This is a genomic window from Bacteroides sp. D2 (genome assembly GCF_025147085.1).
Taxonomy (GTDB): domain Bacteria; phylum Bacteroidota; class Bacteroidia; order Bacteroidales; family Bacteroidaceae; genus Bacteroides.
The window spans coordinates 1,781,434-1,802,284 of the sequence record NZ_CP102261.1 but is presented as its reverse complement, the minus strand read 5'-3'; the positions used below and the strand labels follow the sequence as shown (position 1 = coordinate 1,802,284).

General features: G+C 44.0%; 10 protein-coding genes. 3 read left to right on the top strand and 7 right to left on the bottom strand.

Annotation, left to right across the window (positions count from 1 at the left end):
* The first annotated feature begins 5 nt into the window (after nucleotides 1–5).
* The 3 genes from NQ505_RS06100 to NQ505_RS06090 are packed head-to-tail and all read left to right on the top strand — an operon-like array spanning nucleotide 6 to nucleotide 3,953.
* Nucleotides 6–1,883, top strand: coding sequence for a DNA topoisomerase IV subunit B (locus tag NQ505_RS06100; protein ID WP_009001144.1), 1,878 nt, complete (start codon nucleotides 6–8; stop codon nucleotides 1,881–1,883).
* On the top strand, nucleotides 1,880–2,338 hold the full coding sequence (coaD, locus tag NQ505_RS06095; RefSeq protein WP_009001145.1) for a pantetheine-phosphate adenylyltransferase: 459 nt from the start codon (nucleotides 1,880–1,882) through the stop codon (nucleotides 2,336–2,338). The genes NQ505_RS06100 and coaD overlap by 4 nt, the downstream gene beginning before the upstream one ends.
* A gap of 37 nt (nucleotides 2,339–2,375) precedes the next feature.
* On the top strand, nucleotides 2,376–3,953 hold the full coding sequence (locus NQ505_RS06090) for a S41 family peptidase (protein WP_009001146.1): 1,578 nt from the start codon (nucleotides 2,376–2,378) through the stop codon (nucleotides 3,951–3,953).
* Between the two features lie 153 nt (nucleotides 3,954–4,106).
* Here NQ505_RS06090 and NQ505_RS06085 read toward each other — a convergent pair whose 3' ends face one another.
* The 7 genes from NQ505_RS06085 to NQ505_RS06055 all read right to left on the bottom strand — a co-directional run bounded on the left by NQ505_RS06085 (nucleotide 4,107) and on the right by NQ505_RS06055 (nucleotide 20,838).
* On the bottom strand, nucleotides 4,107–6,335 hold the full coding sequence (locus NQ505_RS06085; RefSeq protein WP_009001147.1) for a glycoside hydrolase family 3 C-terminal domain-containing protein: 2,229 nt from the start codon (nucleotides 6,333–6,335) through the stop codon (nucleotides 4,107–4,109).
* Nucleotides 6,336–6,350: 15 nt separating this feature from the next.
* Nucleotides 6,351–8,876, bottom strand: a complete 2,526-nt coding sequence (locus NQ505_RS06080) for a glycoside hydrolase family 2 TIM barrel-domain containing protein (RefSeq protein WP_032854033.1) — start codon at nucleotides 8,874–8,876, stop codon at nucleotides 6,351–6,353.
* Nucleotides 8,877–8,894: 18 nt separating this feature from the next.
* Entirely contained in the window at nucleotides 8,895–11,759 is a 2,865-nt protein-coding gene (locus NQ505_RS06075) for an alpha-xylosidase BoGH31A (protein ID WP_198286899.1), read from the bottom strand.
* A gap of 143 nt (nucleotides 11,760–11,902) precedes the next feature.
* Nucleotides 11,903–15,931 (bottom strand): two-component regulator propeller domain-containing protein, encoded by a 4,029-nt coding sequence (locus NQ505_RS06070; protein WP_032854034.1) that lies wholly within the window; start codon nucleotides 15,929–15,931, stop codon nucleotides 11,903–11,905.
* A gap of 64 nt (nucleotides 15,932–15,995) precedes the next feature.
* Nucleotides 15,996–17,759: a glycoside hydrolase family 9 protein gene (locus NQ505_RS06065; RefSeq protein WP_032854036.1), complete on the bottom strand. Its 1,764-nt coding sequence runs from the start codon at nucleotides 17,757–17,759 to the stop codon at nucleotides 15,996–15,998.
* Nucleotides 17,760–17,812: 53 nt separating this feature from the next.
* On the bottom strand, nucleotides 17,813–19,306 hold the full coding sequence (locus NQ505_RS06060) for a glycoside hydrolase family 43 protein (protein ID WP_009001152.1): 1,494 nt from the start codon (nucleotides 19,304–19,306) through the stop codon (nucleotides 17,813–17,815).
* Between the two features lie 65 nt (nucleotides 19,307–19,371).
* Nucleotides 19,372–20,838: a glycan-binding surface protein gene (locus tag NQ505_RS06055; RefSeq protein WP_009001153.1), complete on the bottom strand. Its 1,467-nt coding sequence runs from the start codon at nucleotides 20,836–20,838 to the stop codon at nucleotides 19,372–19,374.
* Nucleotides 20,839–20,851: the final 13 nt, after the last annotated feature.

Sequence of the window (20,851 nt, the reverse complement as noted above, 5' to 3'; positions counted from 1 at the left end):
CAGCTATGGAAGAGAACGAATTGATACCTGTAGACAACAACAATGCAGTAGAGTACACTGACGACAACATCCGCCACTTGAGTGACATGGAACATGTACGCACACGCCCCGGTATGTATATCGGAAGGCTGGGCGACGGTGCACATGCCGAAGATGGAATCTATGTCCTCCTGAAAGAAGTAATTGACAACAGTATTGACGAGTTCAAAATGCAAGCCGGTAAGAAAATCGAGATTACCGTTGAAGAAAACCTTCGTGTCAGTGTACGCGACTACGGACGAGGCATCCCGCAAGGAAAACTCATCGAGGCCGTCAGCATGCTGAATACCGGTGGTAAATACGACAGCAAGGCATTTAAGAAAAGTGTCGGACTGAATGGTGTCGGTGTGAAAGCCGTCAACGCTTTAAGCTCCCGTTTCGAGGTACGCAGTTACCGCGACGGCAAAGTGCGTATTGCCACTTTCTCAAAAGGTAACCTGCTGACCGATGAGACTCAAAGCACCGAAGAAGAAAACGGAACTTACATCTTCTTCGAACCGGATAATACACTATTCCTGAATTACTGTTTCAAGCCCGAATTTATTGAAACAATGCTACGCAACTACACGTATCTCAATACGGGGCTTGCTATCATCTATAACGGACACCGTATCTTGTCGCGCAACGGTCTGGTAGACCTTTTGAACGACAACATGACGGCAACCGGACTTTACCCGATCATCCATCTGAAAGGGGAAGATATCGAAATCGCTTTCACACATACAGGGCAGTACGGAGAAGAATATTATTCTTTCGTCAACGGTCAGCATACTACCCAGGGTGGTACGCATCAAAGTGCTTTCAAAGAACATATTGCCCGCACCATCAAAGAGTTCTTCAACAAGAACATGGACTACACCGATATCCGTAACGGATTGGTTGCTGCCATTGCCGTCAATGTGGAAGAACCGATCTTCGAAAGTCAGACGAAGACTAAACTGGGTTCTACCAATATGGTTCCCGGTGGCGTAACGGTCAACAAGTATGTAGGCGACTTTATCAAACAGGAAGTGGACAACTTCCTGCACAAAAATGCGGACGTAGCCGAAGCAATACAACAAAAGATACAAGAATCCGAGAAGGAGCGTAAAGCCATTGCAGGGGTAACGAAACTTGCCCGTGAACGTGCCAAGAAAGCCAACCTGCACAACCGCAAACTGCGTGACTGCCGCGTCCACCTCAACGACCCGAAAGGCAAAGGACTGGAAGAAGACTCCTGTATCTTTATCACCGAGGGAGACTCTGCAAGCGGTTCCATCACCAAAAGTCGTGATGTCAACACACAAGCAGTATTCAGTCTCCGTGGTAAACCGTTGAACTCTTTCGGACTGACCAAAAAGGTGGTTTACGAGAACGAGGAATTCAACCTGCTTCAAGCAGCCCTGAATATAGAAGATGGTATTGAAGGATTACGCTACAACAAAGTAATCGTAGCAACCGATGCCGATGTGGACGGTATGCACATCCGCCTATTGCTGATTACTTTCTTCCTGCAATTCTTCCCTGATCTCATCAAGAAAGGGCACGTATATATCCTGCAAACGCCTTTATTCCGTGTACGCAACAAGAAAAAGACAAATTACTGCTACAGCGAGGAAGAACGTATCAATGCCATTAATGAACTAGGACCGAATCCGGAGATCACCCGATTTAAAGGTTTGGGAGAAATCTCACCGGATGAGTTCAAACATTTCATCGGTAAAGATATGCGTCTGGAGCAGGTGACACTGCGCAAAACGGACGCGGTAAAAGAACTACTCGAATTCTACATGGGCAAAAATACCATGGAACGACAGAACTTTATTATAGACAATCTGGTTATAGAAGAAGACTTGGCATCATGAGAAAAGCAATATTCCCGGGTACTTTCGACCCTTTCACCATCGGACATTACTCGGTAGTGGAACGTGCACTTACCTTTATGGACGAAATCGTGATAGGAATCGGTATCAATGAGAACAAGAATACCTACTTCCCCATTGAGAAAAGAGAAGAAATGATTCGGGAACTTTATAAAGACGAACCTCGTATCCAGGTGATGTCCTACGATTGTCTGACAATTGATTTTGCACAAGAAGTAGGAGCCAGATTCATTGTTCGCGGTATTCGTACGGTGAAGGATTTCGAGTATGAAGAGACCATTGCAGACATTAACCGCAAACTGGCAGGGATTGAAACCATCCTGCTCTTCACAGAACCGGAACTGACTTGCGTCAGCTCTACAATTGTACGCGAGTTATTAACCTATAATAAAGATATCAGCCTGTTTATTCCCAAAGGAATGAAAATGAGTGAATAACACTCGTTAGGGAATAGGCAGTGAGTCAGAAAAGATGATGAAGAAACTAACGATTATACTATCCGTTTGCTTGTGGGCAGTTGCCGCACAAGCCCAGAACTTCGGTTCCGAAGCCATGCGAAAGCTACAAATGGCAGAGTTTGCAATCTCCAATTTCTATGTGGACAAAGTAGATGAAGACAAGTTGGTAGAAGAAGCCATCATCAAGATGCTGGCACAACTTGATCCGCACTCTACTTACTCGGATGCAGAGGAAGTGAAGAAGATGAACGAACCGCTCCAAGGTAACTTCGAGGGTATCGGAGTGCAATTCCAGATGATAGAAGACACCCTGTTGGTGGTACAGCCTGTCAGCAACGGACCTTCCGAGAAAGTCGGTATCCTTGCCGGTGACCGTATCATTGCCGTGAACGACAGCGCTATTGCCGGAGTGAAAATGAGTACGGAAGATATAATGAAGCGTCTTCGTGGCCCGAAAGGTTCGAAAGTTAATCTGACAATCGTTCGTCGCGGCGTAAAGGACCCTTTACTGTTTACAGTAAAGAGAGATAAGATACCTATCCTTAGCCTCGACGCCTCTTATATGATTCAACCTAAAACGGGTTATATTCGCATCAACCGCTTCGGAGCAACAACTGCTGAAGAGTTCAAGAAAGCAATGAAGGATCTCCAGAAGCAAGGTATGAAAGATATGATTCTTGACCTGCAAGGAAACGGAGGTGGTTATCTCAATGCAGCCATTGACCTTGCTAACGAATTCCTGGGACAAAAGGAGCTAATCGTATATACCGAAGGCCGGACTGCCAAGCGTAGTGATTTCTATGCCAAAGGTAACGGAGACTTCCGTAATGGCCGCCTCATCATATTGGTAGACGAGTATACAGCTTCCGCCAGCGAAATTGTCAGCGGTGCGGTACAGGATTGGGACAGAGGAATTATTGTAGGCCGCCGTTCTTTCGGCAAAGGCTTGGTGCAACGTCCTATCGATTTGCCGGATGGTTCCATGATTCGTTTAACTATCGCCCGTTATTATACTCCATCAGGACGCTCGATCCAGAAACCATACGACAGCACTGTCGATTACAATAAAGACCTGATAGAGCGTTTCAACCACGGTGAACTGATGAATGCCGACAGCATCCATTTCCCGGATTCACTGAAAGTACAAACCAAGAAACTCGGACGTACCGTTTATGGTGGAGGTGGTATCATGCCGGATTATTTCGTGCCTATCGACACGACTCTTTATACGGATTATCACCGTAATCTGGTAGCTAAAGGAGCCGTGATTAAATTCACCATGCAGTTTATTGAAGGACACCGGAAAGAGTTGGCAAACAAATACAAGAAGTTCGAATCGTTTGATGAGAAGTTCGTAGTCGATGATGATATGCTCGCCACTTTAAAGGAAATCGGAGAGAAAGAAGGGGTGAAGTTCAATGAAGAGCAATATCAGAAATCGCTCCCTCTTATCAAAACCCAGCTCAAAGCACTGATAGCCCGTGACCTTTGGGATATGAACGAATATTTCCGGGTAATGAATACAACGAATGAAAGTATACAAAAAGCTTTGGAAATACTGAATTCGGACGAGTATCAGAAGAAACTAAAATAGGGTATTCAATAAACAATCATAAGACATCGTCCTTCAGTTCGGTGGACATATATACTTATCGTAGTGGACATATAGATACACAATGGTGAGTATATATCCACCGCGCTGTATCTATATGCCCACTAAACGCTGTGTATTAACCTGTTAACTTTATCATTGGGTATACTCGAATGTCACCGTACCGCGAATATCAGAAGAAGAAGCGGCAATGTATGCCTTAAATTTACCAGGTTCTGCCACCCAAGTATGCTGTTTATCATCAAAGAATTGCAATGCTTCCGGTTTAATCGTAAACTTCACTTCTTTTTCTTCATTCGGAAGAAGCTGTACTTTCCGAAAGTCCTTCAACTCTTTTACCGGGCGAAGAACACTACACTCTTCGTCGCCAATATATAACTGAACGATCTCTTTCCCTGCTATTTTTCCTGTATTCTTAATTTTTACAGTAAGATCAATACTGCCATCAGCATTCATTGTTTTAGCCGATACCACAGGCTTACTATATTCGAAAGCGGTATAACTCATACCATAGCCAAAAGAAAAGAGCGGCCGAATCTTCTTCGTATCATACCAGCGATAACCAACCAAAATATCTTCTTTATATTCCTGACGGATACTATCACCCGGGTAACTAATCTCACCGAAGAAGTGTGCCGGACAATCTTCCAGTTTCACCGGATAAGAAAAAGGTAACTTACCGCTGGGATTCACATCTCCGCTCAACACATCAGCCAGTGCCTCTCCGCCGACAGAGCCTAAATACCACGACTGAATAATAGAAGGTATCTCCTTCACCCAAGGCATTTCCACTGCATTTCCACTAACAATCACTGCTACCAGATTCTTATTTACTTTCAACAGAGCTTCTATCAATTCATTCTGTCCAAAAGGAAGTCCATACGACAGACGGTCACCACCCTCACAATCCTGAAAATGATTCTTATTCAGTCCTCCGACAAAGATCACCAAGTCCGCATTCATTGCTTTTTCTACCGCGTCATTACGTAAAGAATCTACAGTTGTCTGTGGAACAACATCCGCCCGGCCATACATCGGGCGACCGCTTGTATAGCCTTGTGCATAAACCACATTCTCACCAAACTTCGCTTTTATACCCTCCAATGGTGAAACCACCCTCTGAACCTTCAACTCCGAAGAGCCGCCGCCTAACATCAAATTACGGGTAGCATTATCTCCCACAACCAAAATACGTCTATATTTTCCCTGGGGAATAGGTAATAATGCAGGCTGTTTCTTACCTGTCCCATTTTTCAACAAGACAATGCCCTCTGTTGCAACCTCATAAGCTGTACGATAGTGCTCTTCGCTGGTCAGTGCACCGAACGGTTTCCGGCGATTCATCGCTGTACGGAAAATCAGACGTAACACACGTGCGGCCTTATCATTCACTACCTCCATCGGAATCTTACCTTCGCGAACCATTTTCAGATAAGACTTACCCAAATAATAATCATCAAAACCAAATTCCGATTCCGAAGTCAAACCATTTGTGTAAGATCCCATTTCAATGTCCAATCCGTACATGGCAGCTTCATAAGTATCATGTGCAGCTCCCCAGTCCGTGATGACGCATCCGTCGAAGTTCCATTCCCCCTTCAAGATATCATTATTCAACAATTTGTGATGGGTAGCATGGGTTCCACGCACTTTATTATAAGCTCCCATAACAGACCACGTTTTACCTCTTTCTACAGCAGCCTTGAAAGCAGGCAGATATATTTCATACAATGCACGGTCGCTTAGTTGCACATCGATATGTCCCCGCCATAATTCCTGATTGTTCAGTGCGTAATGTTTCACACAGGCGGCTACTCCATTCTTCTGCACTCCCTGAATATAAGGCACACAAAGCTCCGAGGCTAAATAAGGGTCTTCCCCCATATATTCAAAGTTACGTCCGTTGAGCGGGGTACGATAGATATTCACACCCGGTCCCAACAAAACATCCTTTTCACGATAACGGGCTTCTTCACCGATGGCATATCCATATTTCTCTGCCAATAGCGGATTCCAGCTAGCTGCCAGACAGGTCAGTGCAGGAAAAGCAGTGCAACTATCGTTCGTCCATCCGGCATATCCCCAATCATTCCAGTTAATTTCGGCACGCACGCCGTGGGGTCCGTCACTCACCCAAAGTTCAGGGATACCCAAATGGGGACAGCCAGGGGAGCTAAACTTCCCTTGTGCATAACTAAGACGAGTTTTCTCCTCCACAGTCATACGGTTCAGCGCATCCTGTACCCTAACCTCTATCGGTTGTGCATCATCCAGATACACCAGTGTTTGTTTCTTGTCTTGAGCAATCGCCACCATGCCTGTCTGAACAGACAGGAAACATATAGTCAATAAAAATATCTTCATTATTCCAATAATCATTTACAGTTTACAATCTTTTGCCGAGACCTTTACCACGGCTTGCCGAAGCCCTTCCGAAGTAGCTGTCAGCTCCGTTTTTCCCGGTTTCCCGTCATTCTGAATTACAACAAGGCATTTTCCATAAAATGCTTTCCTCTTTTTATCCTTAAAGCGTTCCAACGATACCGGGTTTCCATTGTCCACTCCTGCGATGAAACCATTACCTTTCACTGTGAAATTCACCAAATTATCTGCATTCGGACAAAGATTCCCTTCTTCATCCAGCACCTCTACAGTGACGAAACACAAATCTTTTCCATCAGCAGCCAGAACTGAACGATCAGGAGTCAGGCGAATTTCTGCAGGCTTTCCGGCTGTACGAATTTCCTTTTCTGCTATCACTTCATCCTTTCTGCGTGCAACGACCTTCACCGTTCCCGGTTCAAACTTTACACGCCAAACAACATGCAGGTTATCAGCATCTTTACATTTCACTCCCTGCGACTTTCCATTCACAAACAATTCCACTTCATCAGCCTGATTATAATAGCACCACATATCGATCTCCTGCCCCGGAGTCCAGTTCCAATGCGGGAAAAGATGCAACACTTGTTTATCTGTCCATTCCGACTGATATAGATAGTAGACATCTTTGGGGAAACCTGCCAGATCGATAATACCAAAGAATGAACTACGTGCAGGCCATCCGTAAGGAGTCGGTTCTCCGATATAATCAAATCCTGTCCACACATATTGCCCGCTGATAAAGTCGTTGTCTCTGACTAACTTCAGACTTTCTTCATGAGTGTTTCCCCAAGGCACATGACAGTTCTCATAAGATGAACAGGCAAAAGTAGAATCAGCAAAGGGTTTATCCCAACGCTCGGGCCAGATAAACATCCGGTCACTGGGCATACGGTAGTATCCACGTGTCATCAATGCCGAATTACTTTCAGTAATGATAAAAGGCTTGTCCGGAAAATTAGCCGGAACATGAGGAATATCTTTATTATGATAATTATAGCCAATCACATCCAGTGCACCGGAACGGAATAAATGATTGCCGGAATTCGGTTCATTGCATCCGGCAGTGACAGGACGGGTAGAATCAAGCCCTTTCACAAAGCTTACCAATTTCTTCGTCAGCAAAGAGTTGACACTCTCCTCTCCTTCTTTTGCCAACATTTCAGAAGAATGCCCAAAATTCAGGATCAAATTGGCCTCTTCCAGACTCAATGTATCCGCTTTAGCATCACTCCACTGTTCGAGGACTTCATTACCGATACTCCACATAAAGACAGAAGGGTGATTGCGGTCACGCAAAATAAAGTCATTCAAATCGCGCTCGTGCCATTCATTGAAGTAACGGGCATAATCATGTGCTGTTTTTTTCTTCCGCCACATATCAAAAGCCTCATCCATCACGATAAATCCCATACGATCACAGAGATCAAGCAGTTCGGGTGCGGGAGGATTATGGGAACAACGTATGCCGTTGCATCCCATTTCTTTCAGAATCTGCAATTGCCGTTCAATGGCACGTGTGTTGACAGCTGCCCCCAGACAACCCAGATCATGGTGCATACATACCCCGTTAATCTTGGTTTGCCTACCGTTCAATGTAAATCCTTTCCGGGCATCAAAACTAAATGTACGGATACCGACAGGAGTCGTATACCTATCCATACATTCCTCGTTTCGCATCACCTCGGTAACCAATGTATACAAATAAGGAGTATCAATATCCCACAACTCCGGTTGTTTTACAGTCAATTGCTGGGCGAAAACAGCTTCTCTGCCAGTTTCCGTTTTTCCTGCCGACCGTGTTCCGGCAACTTCTCTGCCTTCAGCATCCTGCAAGGATGAGCAGACCGTGATATTTTCATTTGTATCACTTTCATTCACAATGGTAGTAACAAGATTCAGTACAGCCTCTCCCTTGTCAACCGATGATGTCGTGACATACGTTCCCCAATCGGCTACGTGTATCGGACCAGTCTTGCTTAGCCATACATTCCGGTAAATGCCACAACCCGAATACCAACGTGAATTGGGTTGTTCGGCATTATCCACACGCACAGCCAGCACATTCGGTTCATCCCATTTCAGATAAGGGGTCAGATTATAGCTGAAACTAATATACCCATAAGGACGCACTCCTAACGAAGCACCGTTGATGAATACTTCCGAATTCATATATACTCCGTCAAACTCAATGCGGAAGATCTTTCCTATATCAGCTTTGTCTACACTAAAAGTTTTGCGATACCATCCAACTCCACCCGGAAGCGCCCCTCCCCCTGTGCCGGAAGGATTTTCACGGCTAAAGTCTCCCTCAATCGCCCAATCATGAGGCAGATTCAATACCCGCCAGTCATTGTCGGCAAAACCGGGTTGTGCAGCTTGTAGTCCGTCTCCCAAGTGGAAACGCCAATCCGCATTAAAGTCAGACCGCTCGCGTGGAGAAATGGGAGAAGAACTGTTACATGCTCCCAACAGCATCAGACAGCTCCCCAGTATCAAATATTTCAGTTTCCCAATCATCATCGAATCCTATCATTCAGCTTACAGTTTCAATGTCTGCTCGCTGCCATTATACTTCACAGTCACTCCTTTCGCATTCAAATCAAACGGTTGTGCTTTCTCCTTATTAACCGTAACTACAGTGAAAGTACGTTCCTTCAACATACCCGGAAATTCTCCCTGGCGTTCACCGATTACTAAAGTCTTAGTAGCCTCATCATACTTCATCGGTATCATGGCGTACATACCCTGTTCATAGTTATAATTCACCCCCTCATCTTCGTATAGCGTAAACTCTCCATCAGCCCCCTGATAAATATATAAACGGATATGATCCGCCGGTTTTTCATCCGTATACTGAATATCATCTCCGAACGGTACGATAGCGCCTGCACGCACATACAGCGGGATACGCTCATAAGGAGCCTCTATTACTTTTCTCTCTCCTCCGGGCTGGAATTTACCGGAATAAAAATCATACCAGCCTTCTGCCTGGGGGAAATAAATCTCACGACTACGGTCACCATATCGATAAACCGGAGATACCATAAATGAAGGACCGAACATATACTGGTCACCAATATTATTCACTTGGGTATCCGCTGTAAAATCCATGACTAATGGACGCATGATTGTATAATCATTAAACCAGGTCATGCCTGCCAACGAATAAATATACGGCATCATATTGTAGCGTAGCTTGGTATAATAAACAACCGATTGATAGGCCGGATGCCCTTCCGGAGCAATCTCCCATATTTCACGGAACGGGTATTGTCCATGTGCACGATACAGAGGAACGAATGCACCGAATTGATACCAACGGGCATTTAATTCACGCCATTCTTTATAATCGGCATTTTCTGTCTTTGTCGCATTCCATTGCTTCTGTCCCGCTACATAACGGTTCTCTACACAAAAGCCGCCAATATCCATTGTCCAGTAAGGTATTCCACTCATGGCAAAATTCAGTCCGGCAGAAATCTGTGCCTTCATATCCTCCCAACGTGTACCGATATCTCCACTCCATGTAGCTGTAGAATAACGCTGTAACCCGGCAAATCCCGAACGGGTCAATAAGAACACACGCTTATTATTATCCACTCCGCGCTGACCGTCATAAATGGCTTCTGCATTCATCAGTGCATAAGCATTGAAAAATTCCGTAGAGGAACCCAACGCCGTAGGTCCGCACAAAGCCTTCCGATATTCCAAGTCGGTACAGTCACGTACATTCGGTTCGCTGGCATCCATCCACCAGGCATCGATACCCAACGGATAATAGTGCTCATACATCTGCTTCCAAAACAGTTTACGTGCATCCGGATCATAAGCGTCATAAAAACCATAATGGTAACCGGGACCTACCCAATCTTTCAAGCTATCCCTGACAGACTGCTGATACATCCACCCATTCTTGTCGAACTCCTTGAAATGTTCGGTAGTAACATAGAACTTAGGCCACACCGAAATCATCATACGCCCATGCATAGCATGAATGGAATCGACCATTGCTTTGGGATCCGGAAAGCGTGCCTTATCAAACTCATGACTCCCCCAGGCATTTTCCGGCCAGTGATTCCAATCCAGTACGATATTATCCACCGGGATTTTACGATCACGGAAACCTTTCAGAGCGCCCAACATTTCATCTTGTGTATTATACTTCTCCCGACTTTGCCAGAAACCCATTGCCCATTTCGGCATAACAGGTGACTTTCCGGTCAGAGTCCGATAGCCACTGATTACCTCATCCATATCCTCACCAACCACAAAATAATAATCAAGCTGCTTTGCCATCTCGCTCCACCATGACTGTTTTCCCTGTTCTGCCGGATCTACAGGAGTCAATGCCCGCAGCCCGCAATAAGACTGCCCACCATCAGGCTGCCATTCGATTTTCAACGGCACACGTTTCCCTGCTTCCAGATGAACAGCAAACTTATAGCTATTAGGATTCCATGCAGTCCGCCAACGTTCCGGCACCACCGGTTCATTATTCAAATAGACCTTGACATATCCGGCGTAATAAAGAATAAACTTAAATTCTCCTGTTTGAGCAGGTTCTATTTCGCCTTCATAAGTGACCTTAGCCCCCATTAACGGCAATTTCTCCGGAAGATTCTGAATCGTTTTCAGATTCTCAAAATAAATGGAGTCTTCCCGGCGAACCAACGTCTCTCCTTTTTTCGGCACATAAGTACCGGTAAGCGCACCTTCCCGACCTGTCTTATCATAAAGCTTAAAGACCCGGTTCAATTGGGAGTAGTCATTCGGATTACCGAAACGACACAATGAATAGCTATCCAGCAGTATACCATAATTCTTATTTGAAACAACGAATGGAACAGAGACTTTCGTATTGTATTGGAACAGTTCTTCGTTCTTACCCTTATAATTAAATTCATCCGCCTGATGCTGCCCCAATCCGTAGAACGCTTCATCTTCAGGAGATTCAAAAACCTGACAGATCGTATATCCCTTTGTCCCTTCTACTTCGATTGGAGTAAACTTCTTTCCTCCTCCCTTGTTTTCCTGCAGGATTAACTTTCCGTCTTTATCCACAAACCACACCTCTCCGGTACTGGCCAGTACGGACGCTTTCACTTCTTCTGTAGACACTGTAATCGTATCGCCATTCTGCATGACGGCAAATGGGATTTGTTTTTCCTGCGGAACAACAATCAAACTTTGCGGATCGGCAAACTTGCTGTCGGCAGTAGCAGAAACACGGATTAATTTATCTCCCATCACTTGCAGACGAACCAGTCGGGGACCTCCCGTTACTTCCTGTTGTACTTTAACTATCACGCTGTCGCCTGCTTCCTCATAGACCTTATTGGCACATGCTCCGAAAAGAAGTCCCGGCAACAGGCAACAGAAAATGTTTTTCATATTCATAATCATACCTACCTTTAGGGTTCAACAATATATTTTCTCATATCGCAAAAGTAAGTACTATAAATGAAAAGTTCCCCTTCTAATGTTTTATAGAAGGGGAACTTTTAAACAGTGACCGGACGATATGTTTTTTTCAGAGGTATCATTTGTTATTTCCCTTCTTTTTCCTGGTAAACAGAGGGCAAAACACCAAATTCATCCTTGAAATAACGACTGAAATATTTAGGGTTATTAAAGCCTACTTCGAAGGCTACCTCAGATACATGAAGCTGGCTTTCACGCAATAATTGCGCTGCCCGTTTCAAGCGGATCACACGGATAAACTCAATCGGCGTCTTTCCTGTGATCTGGAGTAATTTCTTATACAGATGCACACGGCTCATACCCAGTTCCCGGCTAAGCTCCTCTACCGAGAGTTCGGTACGCGACATATTATCTTCCACATACTTGATTGCTTTCTCTATCAACTTCTCATCCAATGAAGTAATCACAATCTCACTGGGGGCAGGGTCAATCATTCCCTGGGTGACACGATGATAGCGGCTTAATTCTATCAGTTTACGGATACGCAATACAAGAATAGTCATATTGAACGGCTTCGTTACATAATCGTCCGCTCCCGTCTGCAATCCTTCCAGCTTCGCTTCGGTATTCTGCCGTGCTGTCAGCAAAATCACAGGGATATGCGCTGTGCGCTTATCCTGCTTAATCAGACGGCACAACTCATTACCATCCATTTGAGGCATCATCACATCACTGATAACCAGATCGGGTAATTCTTCCTGCATCATCTCCCATGCTTCGTTACCATTCACAGCCAGTTTGACACGATACTGCAATTCCAGACTATAACGCATAAAGATACGGAAGTCTTCATTATCATCTACTATCAGCAACAATGGGAAATCCTTGCGTTCCGTTTCCTCTTTTATCTCCTTATCTTCTTCCTCCCCGATCGATATACCTGTCTCTGGCGGCAATTGCACCTGTGTCTCCACATGCTTTACCGGAAACTGAATAACGAAAACGGAGCCTGTTCCTATATTATCAAAGACCTTCACTTCTCCTTCATGCAGAGTTACAAAGTCACGTACCAAACTCAAGCCGATACCATTTCCGGTAGTTTCCTCTACCCCCTTATGATCTGCCTGGTAGAAACGCTCGAAGATATGTTCCTTATCCACATCACTTATTCCTATTCCGGTATCGGCAATCTTGATCTCCAGCATATCAGGAGTTCCAGCCACATGCTCTATCATCACCGTCACCCGTCCTCCTTCGGGAGTAAACTTAAAGGCATTGGAAAGCAGATTCATGACAATCTTTCCCACCTTGTCAGCATCAAAAGCCATTGAGAATGTATCTATCCCCGAGAAGAAAGAGAACTGAATGTGTTTCTTATCCGCCATCAACAGGAAAGAGTTGCAAACACTATGCACATACGAGATAATATCTCCTTCCGACAGAGACAACTGATGAGTACTCATCTCCCCTTTACGGAAATCGAGCAGTTGATTGACCAAGTGCAACAACCGCTGCGCATTGCGATACATCAACTGCAAACGTGTACTTTGCAATTCATCGGTTGTTTCTTTCAGCATACCCTCCAAAGGAGAAATAATCAATGTAAGCGGTGTACGCAATTCATGGCTGACGTTCGTGAAGAAACGGAATTTCATATTATTGATTTCTTCGTTCTTCGCCACCTCGTTTTCTATCTGCTGAAGATGAAACTTCTCACGTTCACGTTTCAGCATCCGGTAGCGTGCCACGAAAAGCACGACCACCAAACCGATGGCATACAACAAATAGGCCCACCATGACATCCAGAAAGGAGGATTGACTACAATACCCAGCGTCGCTTCCTTCATGCCGACATAACCGTCACTATTTATCGCTTTCACTCTCAAAACATACTTTCCCGGAGCAAGATTCGTAAAAGTGACATTGTGTACTCCTAACGGTAAGGTTAGCCAGTCATTATTAAACCCTTCCAACTTATACATGTATTGAGTTTTCTCCGGCAGATTATAGTTATCCGAAGCAAAAGATACACTGAAAATGTTCTGCTTATAATCAAACTCGACATTTTCTACATCGTTCAACTCCTTTTCTATCAATACTCTTCCACCATACGACTGTCCCACCTTTACTGCCTCATCAAACAACGAAAGACCTGTAAACATCACATTAGGCAGCATTTTATTATAGCGTATATGATCGGGAGCAAAAACATTGACCCCATATAAACCTCCAATGGCAATGATTCCATTGTGCAAGGTTTTGATAGAACGCTGGTTAAAATCACAATTCTGCAATCCGTCCTCACTATTATAAGCCCTGGAATCAAAAAGGTAACTCCCTTTTCCGTCAGAAGCTACTGTCACCCGGATTACCTTCCTACTGGTCGATACCCACATATTACGCTCCTGATCTTCCGTAATCGCAGCAATAAAACTTCCTTTGGCCTCTGCAACAGGAGATAAATCAAGAAACAGATGGCGTCTTACATCATATACGTTCAATCCCTCACGTGTAGCAATCCATATCAGTCCCCGACTATCCTTGTACACATGATTTACCGCATCGTTCGACATTTTCGTGCTACCGCTCTGACCTTGAACTTTTTTTATTTCACGAGTACGCATATCCATCATGCCTACTCCCTGACTGGCAGTTCCAAAAAACAATGTATTATCATCTCCCCAACACAAAGAGGTAACATTATTTTCCAGCAGAGCCGAGTTATTACCCGTATAAGTCTCAAAAGTACCGGACGACGGTTCCAAACATTGTAAACCACCTCCTAAGGAAGCAATCCAGATTCTCCCCTTATCATCTTCCACCAATGCCCAGACATTATTACTTGCCAGAGCATTTCCGGCACCCTCCTTATAAGAACGCACCTGAGAACCATTCATACAATACAGCCCTCCATTAAATGTTCCGACCCATAATTTGCCGTCTTTTGACTTTAGCATAGACACAACCGGATTCGGCAACTGTCCTTCGGCATCTCTCCAGAAAGGTTCCGCCTTTCCTGTAGAACGGTTCCACAAAAGAATCCCATGGTCATTCGTTCCCAACCACAATCTATTTTCATCTGCCTGCTCTATGCAGGTTATATCTCCCCATTCATACATATTGAACTTAAAGATACTTTCACTATAATAAGATACTCCTTTCTTATAAGTTCCCACCCACATGATACCATCTCTATCAGCGTATAAATCATAAATTGTATTATGAGGCAAACTCCGTCCATTGTCATCATGGGCAACAAGAGAAGTCACTTTTCCAGTTTCTTTCTCAAGCACATCTATACCGTCATAATCCTTTCCAACCCAGATTCTGCCTTCTATATCCTGTGCCACCGCATGAATGATTACGTCCGGACGTGACGACCAAATACCGGTTAAGTCTGTCCGCCAACTTTTTGTTCCGCTGTCATACGCCCAGATTCCCATAAGACTATATGCCCAGATGCAATTGTCTCTGTCTACAAAGAGCGAAAGCTCTATCTTCTTTCCTTCCGGAATATATTTTTTGATTTCATCAGACTGCCATTTTACTGCTAATGTGGAACGATCCAGGCAAACAAGTAGTCCTGTATTATAAATCAACAAGATCCCGTCACTGCATTCTGCCATTTGTGTCACTCCATATTCCGGTAACGAATGTTCCATGTACGAGAAGAAAAGTCTTTTTCCGCCTTCCTTGTAACGGTAACATCCCTCACCTGCCACACTAAGCCAGGCATTCCCTTCCCGGTCTACAAAAACCTGTTCCGGAACTCCCCATGATTCGAGAGTCTTCATAAATCCGGTAACATCGGTGATAAAACAATCCCGTTCCTTGTCAAACAATACATATCCCCGGGCAGTATTTATCCAAAACCGTCCATCAGGCATTTCTACAATATCAGTGATATAATTATCCGGCAAAGATCCCGGCTCGTCCTCGGCATGCTGATAAACCTTAAAAGTATATCCATCATAACGATTCAATCCGGTAGTCGTGCCAAACCACATGAATCCGTCACGATCCTTATAAATAGTATTTACAGAATTATTAGACAATCCGTCCGACACTTCCAGATGCTTGAATAAATAGGATTGTGCTTGCACAATCCATGAAGTAAAAAGTAAAGCTAACAATAAAAGGCTCTTTCTTATCATGTTTTTCAGATTTGTACAAAGGAAATAAAATATTATCAAACAGCCAAGAAAAAGAGCCTGCGGATTATTTGACAGAATCAACAGCAAGCGCATCTAATGAAGAGGATAATGCCACCAAAGCGGCATTCCAATTAATTGCCACTTCATTGGAAGCATAAGAATCTTCCGTATCCACATACGATTCATCCGGACTGGCCGTAGGATAAAATGCCTTGTCTTGTTGCCCCGGATTAGGTCCTCCGACAAGAAATCCCGGAATAGGAGCCTTTATATCATCTGATGCAGAAAGGCGATGATGCGGATGCTCCGGACTTTTTGTTCCAAGTCCCGTTACATAGCAGAAACCTGTCGCGTTTCGCCCCAATATATAATCCATATTTCTGTAGGCATTAGTCAAATACGTTTCTTTGTCAGTCAGAATATAAGCATACATCAATGATACACCCTGATTAAGACATTTCTCTGCAAGACATCCCCAAAAGAAGTCTTTGGCATCATTACCATAAGGGGCATGAAATGGAGTCTGTTCGGCTCCTTGTATTACTTTATCAGCATATTTCAAAAGTTCAGTTTTCAATGAACCGGCAAAACGACGATCGGCTTCATTCAATTTTCTGTCCGGCTGAAGCCATGCAAATATGCCTAGTGCAAACGTGTTACCCCATCCCGGAGCTGTGTATACTTTGGGAGCCTTTTTTATTACTTCTTCCCGGTATATCTCTTTTCCGGTTGAAAAATAGAGTTCGGTTGCCGCCCAGAAAAATTCATCGTCTGCATGTGTATCACCGTATTCTCCCGTAGCTATCTCCGGTTGAAACTTCTGATTGAGCAGATTCTGGTTATAATAGTCCTCCGGATGTTTTTCCGCCCAAGCATAAGCCTTCTCCGCAGCCAGCAGAGCACGTTTGGAAAATCCCGGATAATCTTTCTCATAAGAGGCAAACAGACGGGAAGCCTGTGCCATGACAGCAGCAAAGTCTAAGGCAGCAGTGATCGATTTCTGTACGATATAACGCTGTTGTTTACAATCGACAGGCTTCACAAAGCCTTCAAAAAAGGGAGTGGTCAGTTTGTGATACACTCCTCCATCTGCGGGATCTTGCATTGTTAACATCCAATCCAAGTTATAATGCATTTCGTCCAGTAAGTCGGGAGTGTGATTATCGCTCTCCGGAATATTTATCTTTTGCCGTGAGAAGTAATCCGGAAACAGCTGATAAATAGACTGCATCAGACCTATCGAATAGCCCGAATTCACAATATACTTATTATAATCGCCAGCATCATACCAGCCTTTGGAAGAAGAGACAATCGTTCCCGAGGGACGGCCGGGAGAAGCAGCACTAGCATGTATTAATACGTGATTATCCGGATGTCCGGCCGGTCTGTTCCACTGCCCTGCATACTGTTCCTCGATTGGTATTGCGGTACGTTGATAATAAAAAGACTTCAAAGCCGCATCAGCCAAAGGAGATAATACACTGTCCTTTACAGGAAAAGCAACCGATGCTCCGTTCACCTTCAGAATATATTCTCCCGGAGTTGTTATTGCACTAAAATCCAGTGTTGTTCTTGTTTTATCCGACCATGCAGATTTTGCTGTATATAAAGATTTTCCGGCAAACACTTGTTCGCCGGAAACAGCATCTAATATTACAAACTCTTCAACCTTTCCGCTGTCTATCACAGCTATTTTCTCCTGATTGGGGTAATAGCCCAGCTGATTCAATCGAACAACGTCGTTTGATATCACACTTGTTGAAGGGGTACATGCAACCGCCAATCCACTCAACATCCCAAACAGAGCAATATATTTTATTATTTTCATACACATTCAGTTCATGAAAAGTCCCACTATTAACAAACTCTTGGTAAACAGTTTCATTTAAACTGCCATTGGTCAAAAACAATATCTTCCCCTTTCAATACAAAGCAGAGATCTGTTGTACCTTCAAATTGTGTCTGAATCTTAGTTTTCAGGAGTTTCATATTGGGGGTATTTATCTGAATGGCAGCCATCATTTCTCCATCCGGAGTATTACGGTGTACTTCAATAATACCATCTCCTGCGGCTTGCAGCTCCAGACGTGAGGGAGTCTTACAGAATTCCACACCTCTGACAGATAAAATACCTTCCATGCCCGGTACAGTCACTGCATACATATCGCCTACATCTTTTCCATTCAAGAACTTAACACCTTGTGTAGCAGCCGTTGTTTCAGCTTGTTGGAGCATAAATGGATTTAGTACTTTTATCTGCGAGACACCTTTCAGGGTTTGTTTTCCCATGTGTATGTTCACATTTCCCTCGTCTATTTCAATCTCGTCTACACATATATTTCGGAAGCCTCCTGTTGTATTGAAACTGCGCTGCAGGCTCATCGTGTGATAGAACACATACCATTTCCCGCCATATTTGTGTAGGTGCGTGTGATTGTTTCCAAACTCGAACCCATATTCACCGGGATTTTTCATATAATTATGCTGATATTGCCAACTATCACTCTCAAGCGGAGTTTTACTTGTCATATAACTCATACAGCAGATGGTCGGTTTCTCTGTTGGTAGTGGCCAATCATCAAAGTTTTGCCAGTCGATATTATAAGTATATACATAAGTTCCATTAATAAAGTTGAGTTCATTGGCTTCGAAATGATGCGGTGCATTAATCGGCACTATCGGACTGTCTATACTGATCATATCCTTTCCTAAACGTATGATACGTGCGCATCCACCTCCCACAGCAAGCCACCCCGTCCCTTCTTCGTCGATAACGGCTCCAGGATCGAAGGCGGCTTTACAGTCTCCGATGCCCGGTGACTGTGTATCTATCACACTGCGGTTCAAAGGGCTTTCCCACGGACCTACGGGCGAGGTAGCTGTCAATACAGCACTGCCATCTCCACTATTAGAGAAATAAAGATAGAAATGCGTTTTACCATCGCCTTCTTTACGACTCACGACAGAAGGCGCCCATGATGCTTTAATCCATGGTGCGATACTATCTGTCCGAATCAGTCCATGATACGTCCAGTTTACCATATCATTGGTAGACATCATCACCAACGATTTAATGTATTCGTAAGAATTTTTGCCGTTCCCTCCTACTGCTTCATATTGTTGATGATCATTTGTGCCATACACATAAAGTCTTCCTTCGTACTCTACTGCTGTAGGATCTGCAGTAAATATAAAATCAAGCAGTGGATTGGCATCTCCCGACAACAATTTTGGGGAGACTTCCGGCATGATTATCACGGGGGTAGAACTACCATTCGCTATTCTATCCTGCATCTGAAGTTCCTGTGCATGACATGCCATACTTGCCACTATTGCCATTGAAAAAACGACGAAATAAATAATATTCTTTCTCATTGTTTACTAAAAATACAGGAGAGGGTAGAACGAATCGTTTACCTTCTCCTGCTTCATTTAAATCATTACTTCTTCACGATACGGAAGTTATCGAAATAAACTTCTATAGTAGCTTCACTACCACCAGGATTTGTTGCATATACACCTATGTGAGCAGAATTCCTGTTCAAGAACTCTTGATATGTAGCATCCGCGACAACAGAAGATAAAGATACAGAACATTGCATCCATTTTCCAGTCTCCGTTTCTCCTGTAAAAGAGCTCACCGGAACATAGCCATTTAATGCAGCATCGAAGTTTTCGCACATTGCAATCTGGAAAACAGGCCCGGTAAAGACTTCTTTCACAAAACATTCAAACTGTAATTTCAAGTCACTGATCGGTGTATTTCCCGGAATGATGCTTGTACCTACCCATTGAGCGTTGGAATAACTTTGTTTCCACCAATAGTTGTATGCACTCACTGTTCCAGTAATACCTAGACAAGTTCCATTAGAAACATAAGGAGCCGATGAGCCGTCTGCTACTACAAAACTGCAATCGCCCCAAACATGACTACCGATTCCATCGTAGTTCAGTATCACATTTTCTAAAGGATAGAATATTTCTGCAGATTCTACCGTTCCTCCAATCGCAGTCACAGAAATGTGACCGGACTGGGTAGGAGCCTGTGGCAATACAAAACTAATCTCATCAAAAGTGTTTGAGGTTGTGATATCCTCCACTGGAATGTCGAACTCACCGTTAATATTCACACGTGATACCTTAATAAAGTTCTGTCCGGTGATAGTAACCGTACTTCCTACAACCGGCATTGTCGAACTGACAGCAGTAACAACCGGTCTCGGACCATTCTTCTTGAACTCTGTAACCGCACTACTCGTATAGCACTCTACCACAAGATATCCCTCTTCAAGCAGATTTGCCGGAGCTGTCAGAGTAATTTGATTATATTTATTATTTACTTCATAGTTTGTTATCTCCTGAACGTCAACAGGGCGTGTTCCATCCTTTGCCGGTTGTTCTGTAGAAAGATAAACAGCCTGTACCTCGTAAAAGTTACCGCCTATCACAGTCATCTGATCTCCCGGCTTAATAGGATAGGTCGCGGAAATACGGGTGATGTAAGGTGCAGGCGAAAGCACGTGCATATTGTAGGTCGCTATTCCATGATCAGTCTCCAAGCGAATTTCACCTTTCAATTCAGGATTTTGCCCTGTCAATTCCAGCTCATTGGGAACCGTCAGTATGATATTAGTAGAAGTCACATAGTTTCGGTTGAAACTTACCTCCTGATCATTGATAAATATTTTCTGCGTACCGCCCAGATGCTCTCCCACCACAACAATCATCGTACCGGGACTCACATCGGTGAAAGTACTGTCTGCACGGGTAGGGTCGGTCACCCGGATATAATGAATCACAGGAATACTGTCATCGTCGTTCTGACAAGAAATAAGCGCGAGTAATGGCAGAAACAGCCAAAACAACAAGAGTAGCCGCGCATCTGTATACTTATATATTGATTTCATAAGTTCGTCTGAT